Source organism: Pseudooceanicola sp. DL12 (assembly GCF_056270665.1).
In genome coordinates this window covers 4,362,865-4,378,276 of record NZ_CM149884.1, presented here as the reverse complement: position 1 = coordinate 4,378,276, position 15,412 = coordinate 4,362,865, and the positions used below count along the sequence as shown (strand labels likewise).

Here is a 15,412-nt window from a genome sequence, read left to right as displayed (position 1 = left end):
CTCACGCGTCCCAGGTCTTGTCCAGCACCCGCATCCAGTTGCGCCAGCACAGTTTTTCCATCAGCGCCGCGTCCACGCCATGGGCCGTCATCACCTCGCGCAGGTTGGGCAGGCCGGCGACGTCGCCGATGCCCTCGGGCACGATCGCCCCGTCGAAATCCGAGCCAAAGCCCACGCGATCCTCGCCCAGCTTCGAAATCAGGTAATCGACGTGGCGCATCACCATGTCGACACATACGTCGCCGTCCATCTGCCCGTCGGGGCGCAGGAAACCGGCGGCGAAATTGATCCCCACCATACCGTCGCTCTCCCGGATCACGGCCAGCTGCCGATCCGTCAGATTGCGGGCATGGGGGCAAATCTCCCAGGCATTGGAATGGGTTGCCACCAGGGGCGCGTCGCTGATCGCGGCCACGTCGTCGAACCCGTTCTCGTTCAGGTGCGACAGGTCGATCATGATCTTCAGCCGGTTGCACTCCCGTATCAGGTCGCGGCCCAGGTCGGTCAGCCCCGGCCCGGTGTCGGGGCCCGCGGGATAGCGGAAGGGCACGCCATGGCCGAACTGCGTCGGCCGGCTCCAGACCGGGCCCAGGCTGCGCAGACCGCGCGCATGAAAAGCCTCGAGCATGCGGAACTGGTCGTCGATCGCCTCGGCGCCCTCGATATGCATCACCGCGGCCATCTTCTCGCCGGCCGCCATCACCGCCTCGATCCGGGCTGTATCGGTGCACAGCTCGATCACACCGGCCTCTTCCAGAACCTCAAGCGCGGCACAGCCCTTCAGCGTCATGTCGAGCGCATGGGCCTGCCCCAGCTGCTCGGGCAGCGGCATGTCGTATTCCGGCTTCAGGAAATCGTCAAAGCTCAGCCCCTCTTCCGCCGGGCTGGGCACGAAAATGGCGAACATGCCGCCGCCGAATCCGCCGGACTGCGCGCGCGGCAGGTCGATATGGCCGCCCGCGCTGCCCTCCAGCACCTCCGGCGCCGTCACCTTGCCGGTGATCAGCCGCAGCACCAGGTCGTTGTGACCATCGAAAATCGGGGGGGTCGTCAGGCCAGCCATCTGCACTCCTCTGCGCTCAATTGCATGCAGAAAAGCGCGAATGCGGATGAATGACCAGCCCCGACGACGTTGCTGTCAGTCGAAATTCACCTTGGCGTCGGCCTGCCCCGCGGTCCAGTAGCCGGCACATTTCGTCCAGACCAGAGGATGGCCGCGCTCTGCCAGCGCCTCGCGCAGGATCTTTGTCACCCCGCCCTCGGTGGCGATCCAGACAAAGGTGCCTTCGGGCAGCTCGACCTGCTCCAGCGCCGCAAGCAGCGGTGCCGCATCGGTGGCCGCCTCGCCGCGATGGATCCAGCGCAGGTCCAGCGCCGCCGCGCTTTCAAAGGTCTGCTCCTCGGCGGCGTCGCGCACCGCGCCGATCATGGTGATATCGGTGCCGGCGCCGGCCTCTTCGGCGAAACGGCCCATGGCCGGCAGGGCGGTCTCGTCGCCGATCAGCACCCATTTGCGGATCTCGCCGCCGATCCGCCGCGACCCGCGCGGCCCGCCGATGCCCAGGGTGTCACCCACTTCGGCCTTCACGGCCCAATCGGTTGCAGGCCCTGCCGCATGCACCGCGAAATCGATGACGATCTCTTTCTTTTCAGTGTCATAGCGGCGCGGAGTGTATTCCCGCATCAGGGGCTTTTCCTCGCCCGAGGGGAAGATCAGCTTGATATGGTCATCAAAGGAGGAGGACACGAAGCTGTCCAGGTCCTCGCCCGTCAGGGTGATCCGGATCATGTTCGGCGTCACCATCTCGCGGGCGGCAACCGTCAGCGTGCGGCGCACCAGCTCGTGGCGGATGCGTTCGATCACGGGGGTGGGAAGGGATGCGGTCGTCATCTGTCGTCCTTTCATATGCCCGTCCCAGGGCTGCGAAGACAGACGCACGCGCAAGGGACGGACGGGGGGTAAACCGTTCGTTCTTACGCGTTGGTTGACGTTAACGCTTACGTGCCTGGTGTCAGACAGTTTCACTCGGGAATATGGACGCCCCGTGCCTTCGAGGCAAGAAAAACGCCTGCGCAGTATGACCTGCGCAGGCGCACATCCGCCGAAACGGCAGAAATATCAGCGGTTTGCCTGCCGGATTGCGCGACGGGCGATCAGCCCATCCGCTCGCTGGCATAGCTGCCCGGGCTGGCCGGGAACACGACGGTCTTGTTGCCGTTCAGGAAGACGCGGTGGTGGATATGGGCGTGAATCGCCCGGGCCAGCACCTGGCTCTCCACGTCGCGGCCGAGGCTCACGTAATCCGAGGGGCTCTGGGCATGGGTCACGCGCACGGTGTCCTGCTCGATGATCGGCCCCTCGTCGAGGTCGGCAGTGACGTAATGCGAGGTCGCCCCGATCAGCTTCACGCCGCGCTCATAGGCCTGCTTGTAGGGGTTCGCGCCCTTGAAGCTCGGCAGGAAGGAATGGTGGATGTTGATGATCCGCCCAGACATGGTGCGGCACATCTCGTCCGAGAGGATCTGCATGTAGCGCGCCAGCACGATCAGCTCGGCACCGGTGTCGCGCACCACGTCCATGATCGCGCGCTCGGCCTCGGGCTTGTTCTCCTTGGTCACCTTGATGTGGTAGAAGGGCACGTCGTGGTTCACCACTTCCTTCTGGTAATCCATGTGGTTGGAGATCACCGCCACGATGTCGATCGGCAGGGCGCCGATGCGCCAGCGATAGAACAGGTCGTTCAGGCAGTGCCCGAAGCGGCTGACCATCAGGATCACCTTCAACTTCTTGTCGGGGTCATGCACCTCCCACTGCATGCCGAATTCCTCGGCGATGGGCGCAAAGGCCGCGCGCAGGTCATCGGGCGCCTTGCCCTCTTCGCTGATGAAGGTCGTGCGGGAAAAGAACTGTCCGGTTTCCAGGTCGTCGAACTGGGCCAGGTCGCGGATGTTGCAGCCCTGGTCGGCCAGGAACCCCGAGATCCTGGCCACGATGCCGCGCTTGGTCGGGCAGGTCACCGTGAGGATGTATTCGCTCATCTTGTTGTTGTCCTTGTTGAATCCTGTTGGATAGGTGGCTCAGGCCGTCAGGCCCTCGGGTTCCGCCAGCCCGTTGGCGCGGCAGCAGGCGGTCAGCGTGTTTGCCAGCAGGCAGGCGATGGTCATCGGCCCCACGCCACCGGGCACCGGCGTGATGGCGCCGGCCACCTCCACCGCACTGTCGAAATCGACGTCGCCCACCAGGCGCGTCTTGCCCTCGCCCTTTTCCGGGGCGGGAATGCGGTTGATGCCCACGTCGATGACGGTCGCACCGGGCTTGACGTAATCGGCGGTGATCATCTGCGGCCGGCCCACCGCCGCCACAAGGATGTCAGCCCGCCTGCAGACCTCGGCCAGGTCCTTCGTGCGCGAATGGGCGATGGTCACGGTGCAGCTGTCGCGCAGCAGCAGCTGCGCCATCGGCTTGCCCACGATGTTCGACCGGCCCACCACCACGGCGTTCAGCCCCGAGAGGCTGCCCAGCTGGTCGCGCAGCATCATCAGGCAGCCCAGCGGCGTGCAGGGCACCATGGCCTTCTGCCCCGTGGCCAGCAGCCCGACGTTGGAAATGTGAAACCCGTCGACATCCTTGGCCGGATCGATCGCGGCCAGCACCTTGTCCTCGTCGATGTGATCGGGCAGCGGCAGCTGCACAAGGATGCCATGCACCGCCGGGTCGGCATTCAGCTTCGCCACCAGCGCCAGCAGATCGGCTTCGGGCGTCGCCACATCCAGCTTGTGCTCGAAGCTGTTCATCCCCGCCTCGACGGTCTGCTTGCCCTTGTTGCGCACATAGACCTGGCTGGCGGGATCCTCGCCCACCAGCACCACGGCAAGGCCGGGGGTGATGCCAGCCGCCTTCACGCGGGCCACCTCTTCGGCCACGCGGGCCCGTACATTGGCTGCGAATGCCTTGCCGTCGATGATCGTTGCGCTCATGTCGTCCTCGGGGTCCTGTTCCACTCGCGTCTCGGGTAGCGGAAATTCACTCCGGAAAACAGGGGCACGCACGGCCATGCACGACACCTTGACGCTCTGAAACGGCGTTCGGCGGAACGGCTGGTTCCGTTAAGGGGCTTTGTTTCCGATAGGAGACCCGGCGTTCCCCCGGCCGATGCAGCCCGAACCTGAGCCCGGCCCCGCGCCCGCCCCCGCCTAGACCCGGATCGTCGCGGCCATATAGGTCACCGCCTGGCCGAAGAGGATCACGTTCTCCTCCGTCAGCTCGCAGCCAAGCACCCCGCCCCGCGCCGAAACCTGCCGCGCCTGCAGCACGTTGCGGCCCAGCCGCCCGGCCCACCAGGGCACCAGCGTGGCGTGGTTCGAGCCGGTCACCGGGTCCTCGTCGATCCCCGCGCCCGGCGCGAAGTAGCGCGAGACGAAATCGCATTCCACGCCCTTTGCCGTGATGCAGAGCCCCTCGCGGCCCAGTGTCGCGATGGCGCCCAGGTCGGGCACGAACTCGCGCACCTCGGCCTCGCTCTCCAGCTCGACGAAGATGTTCCCTAAGCTGCGGAACACCGGCGCCCCCACCGGCAGCATGGCCGCGATCGCCTCGGGCGCGCGCGCCATGGGTTCGGGCAGCAGCACCGGCAGCTCCATGCGGTAATGGTCGCCCTCGCGGCTCACCCGCAGCTCGCCCACCTCGCGGGTGGCAAAGCGCATCTCGCCGCGAAACCCGTATTCCGTCGTCAGCACATGCGCCGTGGCCAGCGTCGCATGGCCGCAAAAGGCCACCTCCACCGCCGGCGTGAACCAGCGCAGGGCGAAACTGTCGCCCTCCACCTTGCAAAACGCCGTCTCGGCCAGGTTGTTCTCCAGGGCGATCTGCTGCATTCGCGCCTCGGGCAGCCAGTCCTCCAGAACCAGCACCGCCGCCGGATTGCCGCAGAACAGCACATCCGTAAAGGCATCGACCTGAAACATCTTCATCCGGCACACTCCGCTTGGATCCGGCACAGGATTTTCACGTCCCAGGCCGAATGTCTATTCGTCGCGCCATCCCCAGGTGCCATTGCCCAGCGCCGGCCCCGCGCGGTCCAGGCTCAGCGGCGAGCGGCTGAACTGCACCGGGGTGCGCAGCCCGGCAATGCCCTCGGGTTCGATCACCATGCCCCGCGCGGCGATCTGCGGCTCGTCCAGCGCCTCTGCCACCGTGTTGATCGGCCCGCCCGGCACGCCCGCGCGCTCCAGCCCGGCAATCAGATCGGCCTTGCTCATCGCGCCGGTCTTCTCCGCGATCATGGCACAGAGCCCCTCGCGGTGCGCCACCCGCGCCGGGTTGGTGCCATAGCGCGCGTCATCGGCCAGCCCCTCCAGGCCCAGCATCCCGCAGAGCGCGCGGAACTGCCGGTCATTGCCGCAGGCCACGATCAGGTGGCCGTCGCTGGCCGGAAACACCTGATAGGGCACGATATTCGGATGCGCATTGCCAAGGCGCGTCGGCGTCACGCCGCCCAGCAGCTGGTTCATCGCCTGGTTGGCCAGCACCCCCACCCCGGTATCCAGCAGCGACAGGTCCACGTGCTGGCCACGGCCAGAGCGCTCGCGCTCGGCCAGCGCCGCCTGCACCCCGATCACCCCGTATAGCCCGGTAAAGATGTCGATCCAGGCCACCCCGATCTTCTGCGGTTCGCCTTGCGGGTCACCGGTCAGGTCCATGATCCCGCACATCCCCTGGATCAGGAAATCATAGCCCGGCTGCGCCGCCCGCGGCCCGGTCTGGCCAAAGCCCGTGACGCTGGCATAGACCAGCCGAGGGTTCAGCTCGGCCAGCGTCTCGTAGTCGAGGCCGAACTTCTTCAGCCCGCCGAGCTTGAAATTCTCCACCAGCACGTCGGCCCCGGCGATCAGCTCGCGCAGCCTTGCCATGTCCTCAGGGTCGGCGAAATCGCAGGTCACGCTGGTCTTGCCGCGGTTGGCGGCGTGAAAGTAGGCCGCCACCGTCTCGGTGCCGCCCCGGCCGTCATCACGCTCGATGAAGGGCGGGCCCCAGCGGCGGGTATCGTCGCCGCCCGGCGCCTCCACCTTGATCACCTCGGCCCCCAGGTCTGCCAGCGTCTGGCCGATCCAGGGCCCGGCCAGGATCCGCGCCAGTTCGACCACCTTCAGCCCCTTCAGGGGTGCCTGCTCCGCCATCTTCCGCCCTTTCCTCACCTCCGGTGCACCCGCCGCCCAGCGCCGGCCACACCATGACATCGCCGCATATCTACCCAGTGCGCAGCACCGTTTGAAACGAGGAATTGTCATCGGGTCATGCGCAAAACGCATCAACTGCCTGCGTCAGGCCAATCCCGCATTGGGCGCAGACCCGTCCCGAGGCCCACGCAGAGACCCGCTTGTCGCCCTGGCTGTGCCGAAAAAACATGCGTCAGCTCCACAGATGTCGATCTCCAGACACGCCGCGCAGGAAACATGCACATCGCGCACATGCCCATGCAGAATTGCCACAAGGCCGGACATCTCCCTGTTCGTATTGCAGAAAGTCATGATTCCAACCCGGATCCCCCCTAGAGCGAGCGCATGATCACGATCATCAAAAAACAGGACATCCGGCCCCTGGGCACCCTTGCGCTGACCCGGACCGCCGGCTGGGGCATGCTCTGCTTCACCCCCGTGCTCGGCCCGGCGATGGCCGCCGACCTGGGCCTCTCGCTGCCGCTAGTCTTTGCCGGGATCAGCCTGCTCTTCATCACCATCGCGCTGGCCACCTCGGCGGCCGGACGCCTGATCGCCCGTCATGGGCCGCGCGCGGTGATGCTGCGCGCCGCGCCGGTGAGCGCCGCCGGCCTCGCCCTGATCGCCGTCAGCCACGGCGCCACGGCCCTCTTCACGGGATGGGGGCTCTGCGGCCTGGGCGCCGCCGGGCTGCTGACCACCGCCGCCCGGGATTACCTCTCCCGCATGGCGGGCCCGCGGGCGCCCGGCCTGGGCCGGCTGCTGACCCTGGTCGCGGGCCTCTCCACACCGCTCTTCTTCGTCATCTCGGCCCTGCTCGGGCAATGGCTCGGCTGGCGGCTCACCCTGCTCTGCTACGCCTGCGCATACGCCTGCGTGCTGCCCCCGATCCTGTTCCTCGGCCTGCGGCCCCTGCCGCACCGTCCTGCCGCCCCGCCACAGCTGCCGCTGCCCTGGCACCACCTGCCGAGCGACAGCCCGGCCATCGCGCCACCTGCCATGGCCTGCGCCCCGCTTGCCCGAAGCCCGCTCTTCTGGACCTTCACCCTGGTCATCGCGCTCAACGCCTTCATCACCCTCGGGGTCAGCGCCCTTGCCATCCCGCTCTTTCTCGCCATGGGCAGCGCCCCGCAGATGGCCGTGGCCGCCGGTGCCGCGCTCGGGCTCTTCAAGATCGGCGGCCGGCTGCTCGACCCGCTCGGCCTGCATGCCTGGGGCGGGCTCTCGGCGGCACTGACCGCGGCGGCGATGATGCCCTGCGGCCTGGCGCTGCTGCTGCTCTGCGGCAACACGCTGCCCGGGGCCGGCGCCTTCCTGCTGTTCTTCGGCCTCGGCAGCGGCGGCTTCGCCGTGGCCCGCGCCGGCCTGCCCGGCCTCTGTCAGCTGCACGGCCAGGATCCCTCCGCGGCCCGCACCATCGCCCTGCCACTGACCCTGGGCAATGCCCTCGCACCACCCCTCCTGGCCCGGCTCCTCGTCACCAGCGGCCCGCTGCCGCTGCTGATGACCCTCACCGGGCTCAGCCTCGTCAGTTTCCTCATCCTCCTCGCCCTCGGCCGCGCCATCACCCCGGGCCTTGCACGCGGGTAAAGGTGCAGGGGGCTCTGCCCCCTCGGGCCCCTGGCCCTCCCCCCGGGATATTTATGGCCAGATGACAAGGGAGCCTCCGCGCTCTTTCATCTGGCCATAAACATCCCCGCCGGAGGCTTCGGGGCGCGCCCGCGCGGCCCGAAATGGCACCGTCGCAATACCGACGCGATACCGACGTAATACCGACGTTGGAATCCGGCCTTTTCAGCCACTTGCAGATATTCCGGAAATGGAATTCCATAGCCCGATTTTCCCTTGCTGCGGCCTTGACCTTCCCGGGTCTCTCCTGTCCTCTGCGCGGGTCGATTTCCCCTGAAAGGTAGCCCGGATGAGCGTTTCCCACCTGTCCCTCGACGCGGCGCGCAGCCTCGTGACCGAGACCCTGATCCGTTGCGGCACCAGTGCTGAAAACGCCGATTGCGTGGCCAGCGGCCTGATCGATGCCGAGCTCGCCGGCCAGTTCGGCCATGGCCTCCGCCGCATCCCGCCCTATGCAAAACACGTGCTCGTCGGCAAGGTCGACGGTCAGGCGCGCCCCCGCGCCGAGCAGGTCCGGCCCGGCGTCCTGGCCGTGGATGCCGCCGGCGGTTTCGCCTTTCCGGCCATCGACATGGCCATCGACTGGCTGCCCGGCGCGGCCAGGAAGCAGGGTATCGCCATGGCCGGCATCTATCGCTCGCATCATTGCGGCGTCGCCGGCGTGCCGGTGGAAAAGCTGGCAAATCAGGGACTTCTGGCCATCATGGTGGCCAATGCCGCGGCCTCCATGGCGCCCTGGGGCGGGCGCGAGGCCACCTTCGGCACCGACCCCCTGGCCTTTGCCGCACCGGTCGAGGGCGCCGAGCCCGTGGTTGTCGACATCTCGCTCTCCAAGGTCGCCAAGGGCAAGATCATGGCCGCCGCGCAGAAGGGCGAGGAGATCCCCGAGGGCTGGGCCGTGGACGCCGATGGCAAGCCCACCACCGATCCACGCGCCGCGCTGAAGGGCAACATGCTGCCCATGGGCGATGCCAAGGGCACCGCCCTGGCCCTCATGGTCGAGATGCTCTGTGCCGGGCTGACCGGCGCGAACTACGGCTATGAATGCGGCACCTTCTTCGAGGGCGACGAGAAGCCCATCGGCTCGGGGCACACGATCATCGCCATCGATGCCACGGCCTTCCACCCCGCCGCCGCCGCCCGTTTCGCCGACATGGCCACCCGGATCGAGGGCATGGAGGGCGCCCGCCTTCCCGGCCGCCGGCGTCAGCAGATCCGCGAGGACGTTCTGAAGACCGGCATCGAGGTCGACGAGAAACTGTTGAAAAGCATCGACAAACTGGGGCGCTAGCCGAAGAGCGCCCAGCCGCCGATCAGGATCAGCCGCAGGGCGATCAGCACCAGCACGACGTCCAGGATGCGCTTGAAGTTGCGGTCGCTCAGCCGCTCCAGCAGGGCGCGGCCGGTCACTGTGCCCAGGAATCCGCAGGCGATCATCGCCAGGATGAACCCGGCCCAGGGCGCAAAGGCAAAGCCCAGCGTGCCGAAGGCCAGCACCTTGAGCAGGTGCTGCATGGTCATCAGCACTGCGTTGGTGGCCACGTATTGCTGGCGTTTCAGGTCCAGCGCGCGGGTGTAGCTGGCCACGAAGGGGCCGGTGGCACCGAAGAACATCGTCAGGAAGCTGGAGACGAGCCCGGTAAGTGCCGGCCAGCGGGTCAGCCATTTCGGCGGCCTTGCCAGCACCGACCAGAGCACGAAGAGCCCCACGCCCACCATCAGCAGCGCCGGCGGCAGGTTCACCGCAACGCTGCCCCCGATCAGCACCCCGGCGACGGAGCCCGCCAGGAAGGCCGCGAAGGGCTTCCACCAGACGTGTTTCAGCATCAGAGCCGCGCGAAAGAAGTTCGACCCGAGCTGCACCACTCCGTGCACCGGGATCAGTGCCAGCGGCGGCATGGCATTGGCCATGAGCGCCAGGAGCAGCACCCCGCCGCCGATCCCGAGAGAGGCCGTCAGCATCGAGCAGAAGAAGCTGCTCGCCATGAGGAACAGGCCCTCGCCCGGGCTCAGCGTGTTGAAGAGAAAAGGGAAAATCTCTCCTGTCACGCGCCGCTGCCGACCTCCGGATTGACCGCATAATGCGGATCGCCGGCGACGAAGGCATTGATCTGGTCATAGATCGCGGTGAACTGCCGCGACAGTTCCTCCTCGGTGACAAAGCCGATGTGCGGCGTCGCCGTAACCGCGGGATGCGAGATCACCGGGTCGTTCGGATCCACCACGGGCTCCTCGTCGAAGACGTCGAGGGCGAACTTGCCAGGCCGCCCCACCTCCAGCGCCCTGAGCAGCGCGCCGGGCTCCAGGATCGCCGCGCGGGAGGTGTTCACGAAATGCGCCCAGGGCCGCATCGCCAGCAGGTCATCGGCGGTGATCACGCCACGGGTTTCCGGCACAAGCCGCACGTGAACCGAGACGATGTCGCTCTCGGCAAAGAACTGGCGCCGGCTCAGCGCCACGGCTTCGTCCTCGCGCTCGGCACGCGCGCGGCCCTCCTCGCTGCCCCACCACCAGACCTGCATGTCGAAGGCGCGGGCATAGCGGGCCACCTGCCGCGCGATCCGGCCATAGCCATACAGGCCCAGCCGCCGCCCCTCCAGCGCCTGGCCGACGCCGGTCTGCCAATTGCCGGCCTTCAGGCTCGCCATCTGCTGCGGTATCTGCCGGGTCGAGGCCAGGATAAGGCCAAAGGCCAGTTCCGCCGTGGCATTCGGGGGCGTTCCGCCGCTGGGCTTGGAACAGAACATCACGCCGTGCCGGGTACAGGCCTCGACGTCCACGTGCGGATAGGGGCCGTGCATGCTGATCAGCTTCAGCTTCGGCAGCCGTTGCAACAGCGCCTCGGTGATGGCGGTGCGTTCCCTGAACAGCACAAGCGCCTCGGCCTCGGCCAGGCGCTCGGCGAGAATGTCGACATCCTCGCTGTGATCCGTCCAGATGGTGACGTCGTGGTCCTTCAGCCGGGCATAGCCGGGCAGGTTGCGCAGGGTGTCGAACCAGTCATCGAGGATATGGACCTTCATTATGGGGAGCTCCTATAAGTCCTTGCCCGTCCCCGTTTTCTTCCTGTCCAAGCGGACGTCCTCGCGGGCCATGATCTTGCCCGCCAGCGGCGCGCAGGTGATCACCAGGAAGACGCGAACGAGGTGATGTACCACGACAAAGCCCAGATCCGCGCCGGAGACAATGGCCAGAACCGTCATTTCCGCCTGTCCACCGGGTGCAAATGACAGAAGTGCCTCCACCGGGTTGGCAAAGCCGAGCTCGACCACGAGCACCGTCATCAGCACCGACATCACCGCCAGGATCAGCACGAACATCACCCCGGCCAGCACGTCCTTGCGCAGCTCGTGCAGCGTCACGCCCACATAGCCCACGCCGATCCCGGTGCCGATCATGAACTGCGCCAGCAGGATCGCCTCGGCCGGCGGCCGGTGATGGATCAGCCCGGTCAGGCTCAGGATCGCCGTCACGACCATGGGCCCGATGATCGTCGCCCCGAAGAGCCCGATCTTCTCGCCGCCCTTCCAGCCGATCCAGGCCGCCGCGATCATCAGCACGATCTCCCGCAGCGGCAGGGCGCTGGCCGGTTCGCCGATCGGATTGTCCAGCTGGGCCCCAAAGCCCCAATGCAGGATCATCGGCGCCACGGTCACGATGATCGCCACCCGCGTGGCATGGATCAGCGACAGCGCCCGCGGGTCGCCCCCCGCCTCGGTGCCGAAAATCACCATGTCCTGCAGCCCGCCGGGCATAGAGGCATACCAGGAGGTCGCCCTGTCGAACCCCGCAAAGCGATGAAAATAGGGCATGCCCACCAGGCCGATGGACAGGATATAGAAGGGGATGAAAATCAGAGACCCCGCCATCTGCGGCAGCTGATGCGCGACCTCGGGCGTCAGGGTCGCACCGACCGCCACGCCAAGGATCGTCCGGGCCGCCTTCGACACTTCGCCAAAGGCCAGCAGGGGCCGCCGCGCCAGCGCCGCGACCAGGCTGGCCAGCAAGGGCCCGAACAGGAAGGGCAACGGCAGGTTCAAGAGCCAGAAGGCCGCCGTGCCCATCGCTGCGATGGCCAGGGTTTCCAGGCGGCGCGACAGCAGCGAGCGGGGTTCGAGACGGTTTGGCATGCATCGGTCCTAGCGGGATTGCATCCGATTGTATACGCGTGTATCCAATAAGCAAAGGAGGGTTTGCATGACCCGAGAGCCAAGGCCGGAAAAATCCGATCTGCCGCAGGGGCAGGATGCCTATCGCCGGATCATCACCGAGATCCGCGCCGGCAAGCTGCGCCCCGGCGACCGCCTGACGGAAACCGACCTTGCCGCCCGCTTCGGCATCTCGCGCACCCCCGTGCGCGAGGCGATCCGTCAGTTGGAAAGCGACGGCCTCGTGGCCCATGTGCCGCGTGTCGGCGCCACCATCCGCAAGCTCGATTACGCCGAGATTTCAGAACTCTACGACATGCGCACGGTGCTTGAGGGCACCGCGGCCCGTTTTGCCGCCCGTGCCTCCAGCGCGGTCGAGCTCGACGAGCTGGATGACCTCAACGCCGCCCTTGCCCGGGTCGGCTCGGGCCGTCAGGCCTTCGAGCTGAATACCCAGTTTCACCAGGCCGTGCTGCATGCCGCCCGCAACCGCTTCCTGATCAAGGCCGTCAGCGCGATCAACACCACCATGCTGATCCTCGGCCCTTCGACCCTGCTCGAGGAGGCCCGCGCCGGGGCCGCCGTGCGCGAGCACGAGGAGCTGATCGCCGCCCTGCGCGCCCGCGATGAACAGGCCGCCGAAAAGGTCATGCAGCGCCATATCGAGGGTGGTCAGAAGGCCCGCCTGCGGCTGCTCCGCGGCACCGATCTTCAGTCCTGATCGCGCCGGAGCGCGGGCATCAGCGCCTCGGCAAAGGCGTGGTAATCCGCCCCCTCCGGCACCTCGGCCCCGCTTGCCGCAATCGCCCGCTGCCAGGTGACCGTGGCCGCTGCCATCCCGTTGGGCAGGCCAAGGTCGGCCAGGGTTCGGGCCACTTCCTCCATCTCCGCCGCGCGCCGTGTGCCATGCACCAGAGACCGCTCGAAGTTGTAGGCCGCCCGCGCCGCCACATCGAGCTTCGGATGCCCCTCCTTCAGCGAGGGCAGTACCTCCTCGTCGACGCCCGCCGCCACGGCGGCCATGACGCATTCCGCCGTCAGCGCCTCCAGGCCCTTCACCATGACGGACCGGATCATCTTGATCGCGCTGGCGCGCCCCACCGGCCCCTCTACCACCCGCGGCGCCATGGGCAGGGCCTCAAGCACCGGGGCAATTTCCGCGGCATGGGGCCCCGAGATCAACAGCGGCACCATGTTCCGTTTCGGATGAACCGGCGCCATCACGGCCACGTCCACGTAACGCCCGCCCGCCGCCTCTATCACCCCGGCAGAGCGCAGCTTCGACGAGGGCGCACAGCTGTTGAGGTCAAGCCATGTGGTGCCCTGGTCCAGCAGCGGCGCTGCGGTCTCGGCCGCGGCCACCGCCTGGTCGGCAGTCACCGTGCAAAACACCAGGTCCACCCCCTCCAGCGCCGCCTCCAGGCTCTCGCAGCAGGTCACCCCCAGCGCCGCACAGCGCGCCCGGATCGCCTCCGCCCCGGCGCCGTGGATCTTGATGTCATAGGCCCGGATGTCCGCCCCGGTCCAGCCAGAGGCCAACGCCGGCCCCGCCTCGCCAAATCCGATGAAACTGATCCGCATGGTGCTACCTGTCGAAAACCAGGCCATCGAAGAGCTTGCGCGCCGTGCGCAGCGTGCCGGCCCCGGTGACCTCGCCCGCGTCATCCACCTCGATCAACACCTCGGCCGCTCCCGAAGGGTGTTCGATCACGAAACGCCCGTCCTCCGGCAGCACCGCCAGCGCCGCCGCGGGGCTGCCCTCCACCAGGCAGGCCGAGGCCACGGTCACCGCGGCGAACACCCCGATCGAGGCATGACACCGATGGGGGATGAAACTCCGCGTCGAGATCACGCCCCCCGACTTCGGCGCCGAGACCAGCGTCATCTTGGGCACCGATTTCTCCGTCACGTCGCCCAGGTTCATCAGCGGCCCTGCCTGCAGCCGGATCGCCTCGATGCGCGCCTTCAGGGCTTCATCCGCCTCCAGATCCTCGCGGCTCTCCTCGCCGGTCGCGCCCAGGTCGCTCGCCCGCAGGATCACGCAGGGCATGCCGTTGTCGATCAGCGTGCAGGCCACGCCGTCGATCACGTCCACGCCCCGTCCGGTGGGCAGCATCACTCCGCCGCCGGTCATCGATCCGGCGATGCCGGTGAACATCAGCGGCACCGGCGCATGGGTGCCGGGCACCCCGTCGATCGCCGCATCCCCGGCATAGCTCACGCGCCCGCCGGGCGTCTGCACCCGGGCCACCGCCACCTCGCCGGTGTTCAGCATGTGGATCCGCACCCGCGTCTCCTCGCCGGCCACCGGCACCAGACCGCGTTCGATGGCCGCCGGCCCCACGCCGGCCAGGATATTGCCGCAGGCCTGCGCCCCGCTCACCAGTGGCTGACCCACGAAGACCTGCAGGAACAGGTAATCGACATCCGCATCCTCCCGGCTCGGCGGGCCCAGCACCGCCACCTTCGAGGTCAGCGGATCCGCCCCGCCGATGCCGTCGATCTGCCGCACGTCCGGACTGCCCATCAGCCGCAGCAGCAACGCATCCCGCTCGGCCTCCTCCGCCGGCAGGTCCGATTTCAGGAAATACGCCCCCTTCGACGTGCCGCCGCGCATCCAAAGGCAGGGAATACCATCACTCATCTCGCGCGCCCTTCCATTTCATCTTTCCACAAATATGGCGGGGGAATCGGCCGCAGGCCGATGGGGGCAGCGCCCCCGCCCCACCCGCGTCAGGCGCGTCAGATGTACTTCAGCCCCTTCGCCTCGAGCCGCGGCCGCATCTCGTAGATGTCGAGGCCCAGCTCACCATTCGCCAGTCGCACCCGCTTGGCCTCCTCCAGCTCGAGCCGCTTCTCGGCCGCTTTCAGCACCTCTTCCGCATCGCCGCTCTTCACCACGCAGACGCCGTCGTCATCGGCCACGATCACGTCACCCGCCTCGATATGGGCCCCGGCGCAAACCACCGGTACGTTCACCGAGCCGAGCGTTTCTTTCACCGTGCCCTGGGCGTGGATGGCCCTGGCCCAGACGGGAAAGCCCATCTGCTCCAGGTCCCGGGTGTCGCGCACGCCTCCGCCTGTGATCAGCCCCCGGCAGCCCCGCGCCAGCGCCGAAGTCGCCAGCAGGTCACCGAAATAGCCGTCTTCGCAGGGCGAGGTCGGCGCCAGCACCAGCATGTCGCCCGGCTTCACCTGCTCGATGGCCACATGCAGCATCCAGTTGTCGCCCGGCGGTGCACTGATGGTCACGGCACTGCCTGCCACCTGCGCGCCGCGGTATATCGGCCGCATGTAGCTCGCCAGCAGGCCGATGCGACCCTGCGCCTCGTGCACCGTGGCCACGCCCGCCCGGCCCAGCGCCTCGATCACCGCCGGATCGGCCCGGGGAATGTTCTGTACGACGACGTTCTTCATGA

15 protein-coding genes are annotated in these 15,412 nt (G+C 67.6%); 3 read left to right on the top strand and 12 right to left on the bottom strand.

Annotation, left to right across the window (positions count from 1 at the left end; all coding sequences use genetic code 11):
* Position 1: 1 nt before the first annotated feature.
* From AC0WR5_RS20490 to AC0WR5_RS20465, 6 genes are all read right to left on the bottom strand, one after another.
* On the bottom strand, positions 2-1,054 hold the full coding sequence (locus AC0WR5_RS20490; protein WP_475869086.1) for a dipeptidase: 1,053 nt from the start codon (positions 1,052-1,054) through the stop codon (positions 2-4).
* Between the two features lie 84 nt (positions 1,055-1,138).
* Positions 1,139-1,891: a siderophore-interacting protein gene (locus AC0WR5_RS20485; protein WP_475865782.1), complete on the bottom strand. Its 753-nt coding sequence runs from the start codon at positions 1,889-1,891 to the stop codon at positions 1,139-1,141.
* A gap of 263 nt (positions 1,892-2,154) precedes the next feature.
* Positions 2,155-3,039, bottom strand: a complete 885-nt coding sequence (gene purU, locus AC0WR5_RS20480; protein WP_475865780.1) for a formyltetrahydrofolate deformylase — start codon at positions 3,037-3,039, stop codon at positions 2,155-2,157.
* Between the two features lie 39 nt (positions 3,040-3,078).
* Positions 3,079-3,978: a bifunctional methylenetetrahydrofolate dehydrogenase/methenyltetrahydrofolate cyclohydrolase FolD gene (gene folD / locus AC0WR5_RS20475; RefSeq protein WP_475869085.1), complete on the bottom strand. Its 900-nt coding sequence runs from the start codon at positions 3,976-3,978 to the stop codon at positions 3,079-3,081.
* Positions 3,979-4,194: 216 nt separating this feature from the next.
* A complete protein-coding gene (locus AC0WR5_RS20470) occupies positions 4,195-4,971 on the bottom strand; it encodes a PhzF family phenazine biosynthesis protein (protein ID WP_475865778.1) in 777 nt (258 codons plus the stop codon).
* 54 nt (positions 4,972-5,025) lie between these two features.
* Positions 5,026-6,177, bottom strand: coding sequence for a CaiB/BaiF CoA transferase family protein (locus AC0WR5_RS20465; protein WP_475865776.1), 1,152 nt, complete (start codon positions 6,175-6,177; stop codon positions 5,026-5,028).
* A 384-nt stretch (positions 6,178-6,561) separates the two neighbouring features.
* Here AC0WR5_RS20465 and AC0WR5_RS20460 point away from each other — a divergent pair, with 384 nt between their 5' ends.
* The gene (locus AC0WR5_RS20460; protein WP_475865774.1) at positions 6,562-7,806 is read left to right on the top strand and encodes an MFS transporter; all 1,245 of its coding nucleotides are present in this window, start codon (positions 6,562-6,564) and stop codon (positions 7,804-7,806) included.
* Between the two features lie 328 nt (positions 7,807-8,134).
* Complete coding sequence (locus AC0WR5_RS20455) at positions 8,135-9,136, top strand: Ldh family oxidoreductase (RefSeq protein ID WP_475865772.1); 1,002 nt, start codon at positions 8,135-8,137, stop codon at positions 9,134-9,136.
* Here the strand turns inward: AC0WR5_RS20455 and AC0WR5_RS20450 are convergent.
* From AC0WR5_RS20450 to AC0WR5_RS20440, 3 genes are read right to left on the bottom strand one after another with little or no spacing between them, the layout of a single operon-like run.
* A complete protein-coding gene (locus AC0WR5_RS20450) occupies positions 9,133-9,894 on the bottom strand; it encodes a sulfite exporter TauE/SafE family protein (RefSeq protein ID WP_475865770.1) in 762 nt (253 codons plus the stop codon). The two genes, AC0WR5_RS20455 and AC0WR5_RS20450, sit on opposite strands and share 4 nt — an antisense overlap.
* Entirely contained in the window at positions 9,891-10,868 is a 978-nt protein-coding gene (locus tag AC0WR5_RS20445; RefSeq protein WP_475865768.1) for a D-2-hydroxyacid dehydrogenase family protein, read from the bottom strand. The genes AC0WR5_RS20450 and AC0WR5_RS20445 overlap by 4 nt, the downstream gene beginning before the upstream one ends.
* A 12-nt stretch (positions 10,869-10,880) precedes the next feature.
* A complete protein-coding gene (locus AC0WR5_RS20440) occupies positions 10,881-11,975 on the bottom strand; it encodes an AbrB family transcriptional regulator (RefSeq protein WP_475865766.1) in 1,095 nt (364 codons plus the stop codon).
* A gap of 67 nt (positions 11,976-12,042) precedes the next feature.
* On the opposite strand from AC0WR5_RS20440, the gene AC0WR5_RS20435 reads away from it, so the two are divergent.
* Positions 12,043-12,714 carry a GntR family transcriptional regulator gene (locus AC0WR5_RS20435; protein WP_475865764.1) on the top strand — a complete coding sequence of 224 codons (672 nt, stop codon included), beginning with the start codon at positions 12,043-12,045 and terminating at the stop codon, positions 12,712-12,714.
* Here the strand turns inward: AC0WR5_RS20435 and AC0WR5_RS20430 are convergent.
* The 3 genes from AC0WR5_RS20430 to AC0WR5_RS20420 all read right to left on the bottom strand — a co-directional run bounded on the left by AC0WR5_RS20430 (position 12,705) and on the right by AC0WR5_RS20420 (position 15,410).
* Positions 12,705-13,574, bottom strand: a complete 870-nt coding sequence (locus tag AC0WR5_RS20430; RefSeq protein WP_475865762.1) for an NAD(P)-dependent oxidoreductase — start codon at positions 13,572-13,574, stop codon at positions 12,705-12,707. The two genes, AC0WR5_RS20435 and AC0WR5_RS20430, sit on opposite strands and share 10 nt — an antisense overlap.
* Before the next feature lie 4 nt (positions 13,575-13,578).
* A complete protein-coding gene (locus AC0WR5_RS20425; protein ID WP_475865760.1) occupies positions 13,579-14,637 on the bottom strand; it encodes a 4-oxalomesaconate tautomerase in 1,059 nt (352 codons plus the stop codon).
* Between the two features lie 98 nt (positions 14,638-14,735).
* A complete protein-coding gene (locus tag AC0WR5_RS20420) occupies positions 14,736-15,410 on the bottom strand; it encodes a 4-carboxy-4-hydroxy-2-oxoadipate aldolase/oxaloacetate decarboxylase (protein ID WP_475865758.1) in 675 nt (224 codons plus the stop codon).
* Between the last annotated feature and the right edge of the window lie 2 nt (positions 15,411-15,412).

What these genes read in the sequence shown, in the direction of transcription:
- AC0WR5_RS20485 (WP_475865782.1), bottom strand. Translation starts at nt 1,891, where the DNA reads ATGACGACCGCATCCCTTCCCACCCCCGTGATCGAACGCATCCGCCAC.
- purU (WP_475865780.1), bottom strand. Translation starts at nt 3,039, where the DNA reads ATGAGCGAATACATCCTCACGGTGACCTGCCCGACCAAGCGCGGCATC.
- folD (WP_475869085.1), bottom strand. Translation starts at nt 3,978, where the DNA reads ATGAGCGCAACGATCATCGACGGCAAGGCATTCGCAGCCAATGTACGG.
- AC0WR5_RS20470 (WP_475865778.1), bottom strand. Translation starts at nt 4,971, where the DNA reads ATGAAGATGTTTCAGGTCGATGCCTTTACGGATGTGCTGTTCTGCGGC.
- AC0WR5_RS20465 (WP_475865776.1), bottom strand. Translation starts at nt 6,177, where the DNA reads ATGGCGGAGCAGGCACCCCTGAAGGGGCTGAAGGTGGTCGAACTGGCG.
- AC0WR5_RS20460 (WP_475865774.1), top strand. Translation starts at nt 6,562, where the DNA reads ATGATCACGATCATCAAAAAACAGGACATCCGGCCCCTGGGCACCCTT.
- AC0WR5_RS20455 (WP_475865772.1), top strand. Translation starts at nt 8,135, where the DNA reads ATGAGCGTTTCCCACCTGTCCCTCGACGCGGCGCGCAGCCTCGTGACC.
- AC0WR5_RS20445 (WP_475865768.1), bottom strand. Translation starts at nt 10,868, where the DNA reads ATGAAGGTCCATATCCTCGATGACTGGTTCGACACCCTGCGCAACCTG.
- AC0WR5_RS20440 (WP_475865766.1), bottom strand. Translation starts at nt 11,975, where the DNA reads ATGCCAAACCGTCTCGAACCCCGCTCGCTGCTGTCGCGCCGCCTGGAA.
- AC0WR5_RS20435 (WP_475865764.1), top strand. Translation starts at nt 12,043, where the DNA reads ATGACCCGAGAGCCAAGGCCGGAAAAATCCGATCTGCCGCAGGGGCAG.
- AC0WR5_RS20430 (WP_475865762.1), bottom strand. Translation starts at nt 13,574, where the DNA reads ATGCGGATCAGTTTCATCGGATTTGGCGAGGCGGGGCCGGCGTTGGCC.
- AC0WR5_RS20425 (WP_475865760.1), bottom strand. Translation starts at nt 14,637, where the DNA reads ATGAGTGATGGTATTCCCTGCCTTTGGATGCGCGGCGGCACGTCGAAG.
- AC0WR5_RS20420 (WP_475865758.1), bottom strand. Translation starts at nt 15,410, where the DNA reads ATGAAGAACGTCGTCGTACAGAACATTCCCCGGGCCGATCCGGCGGTG.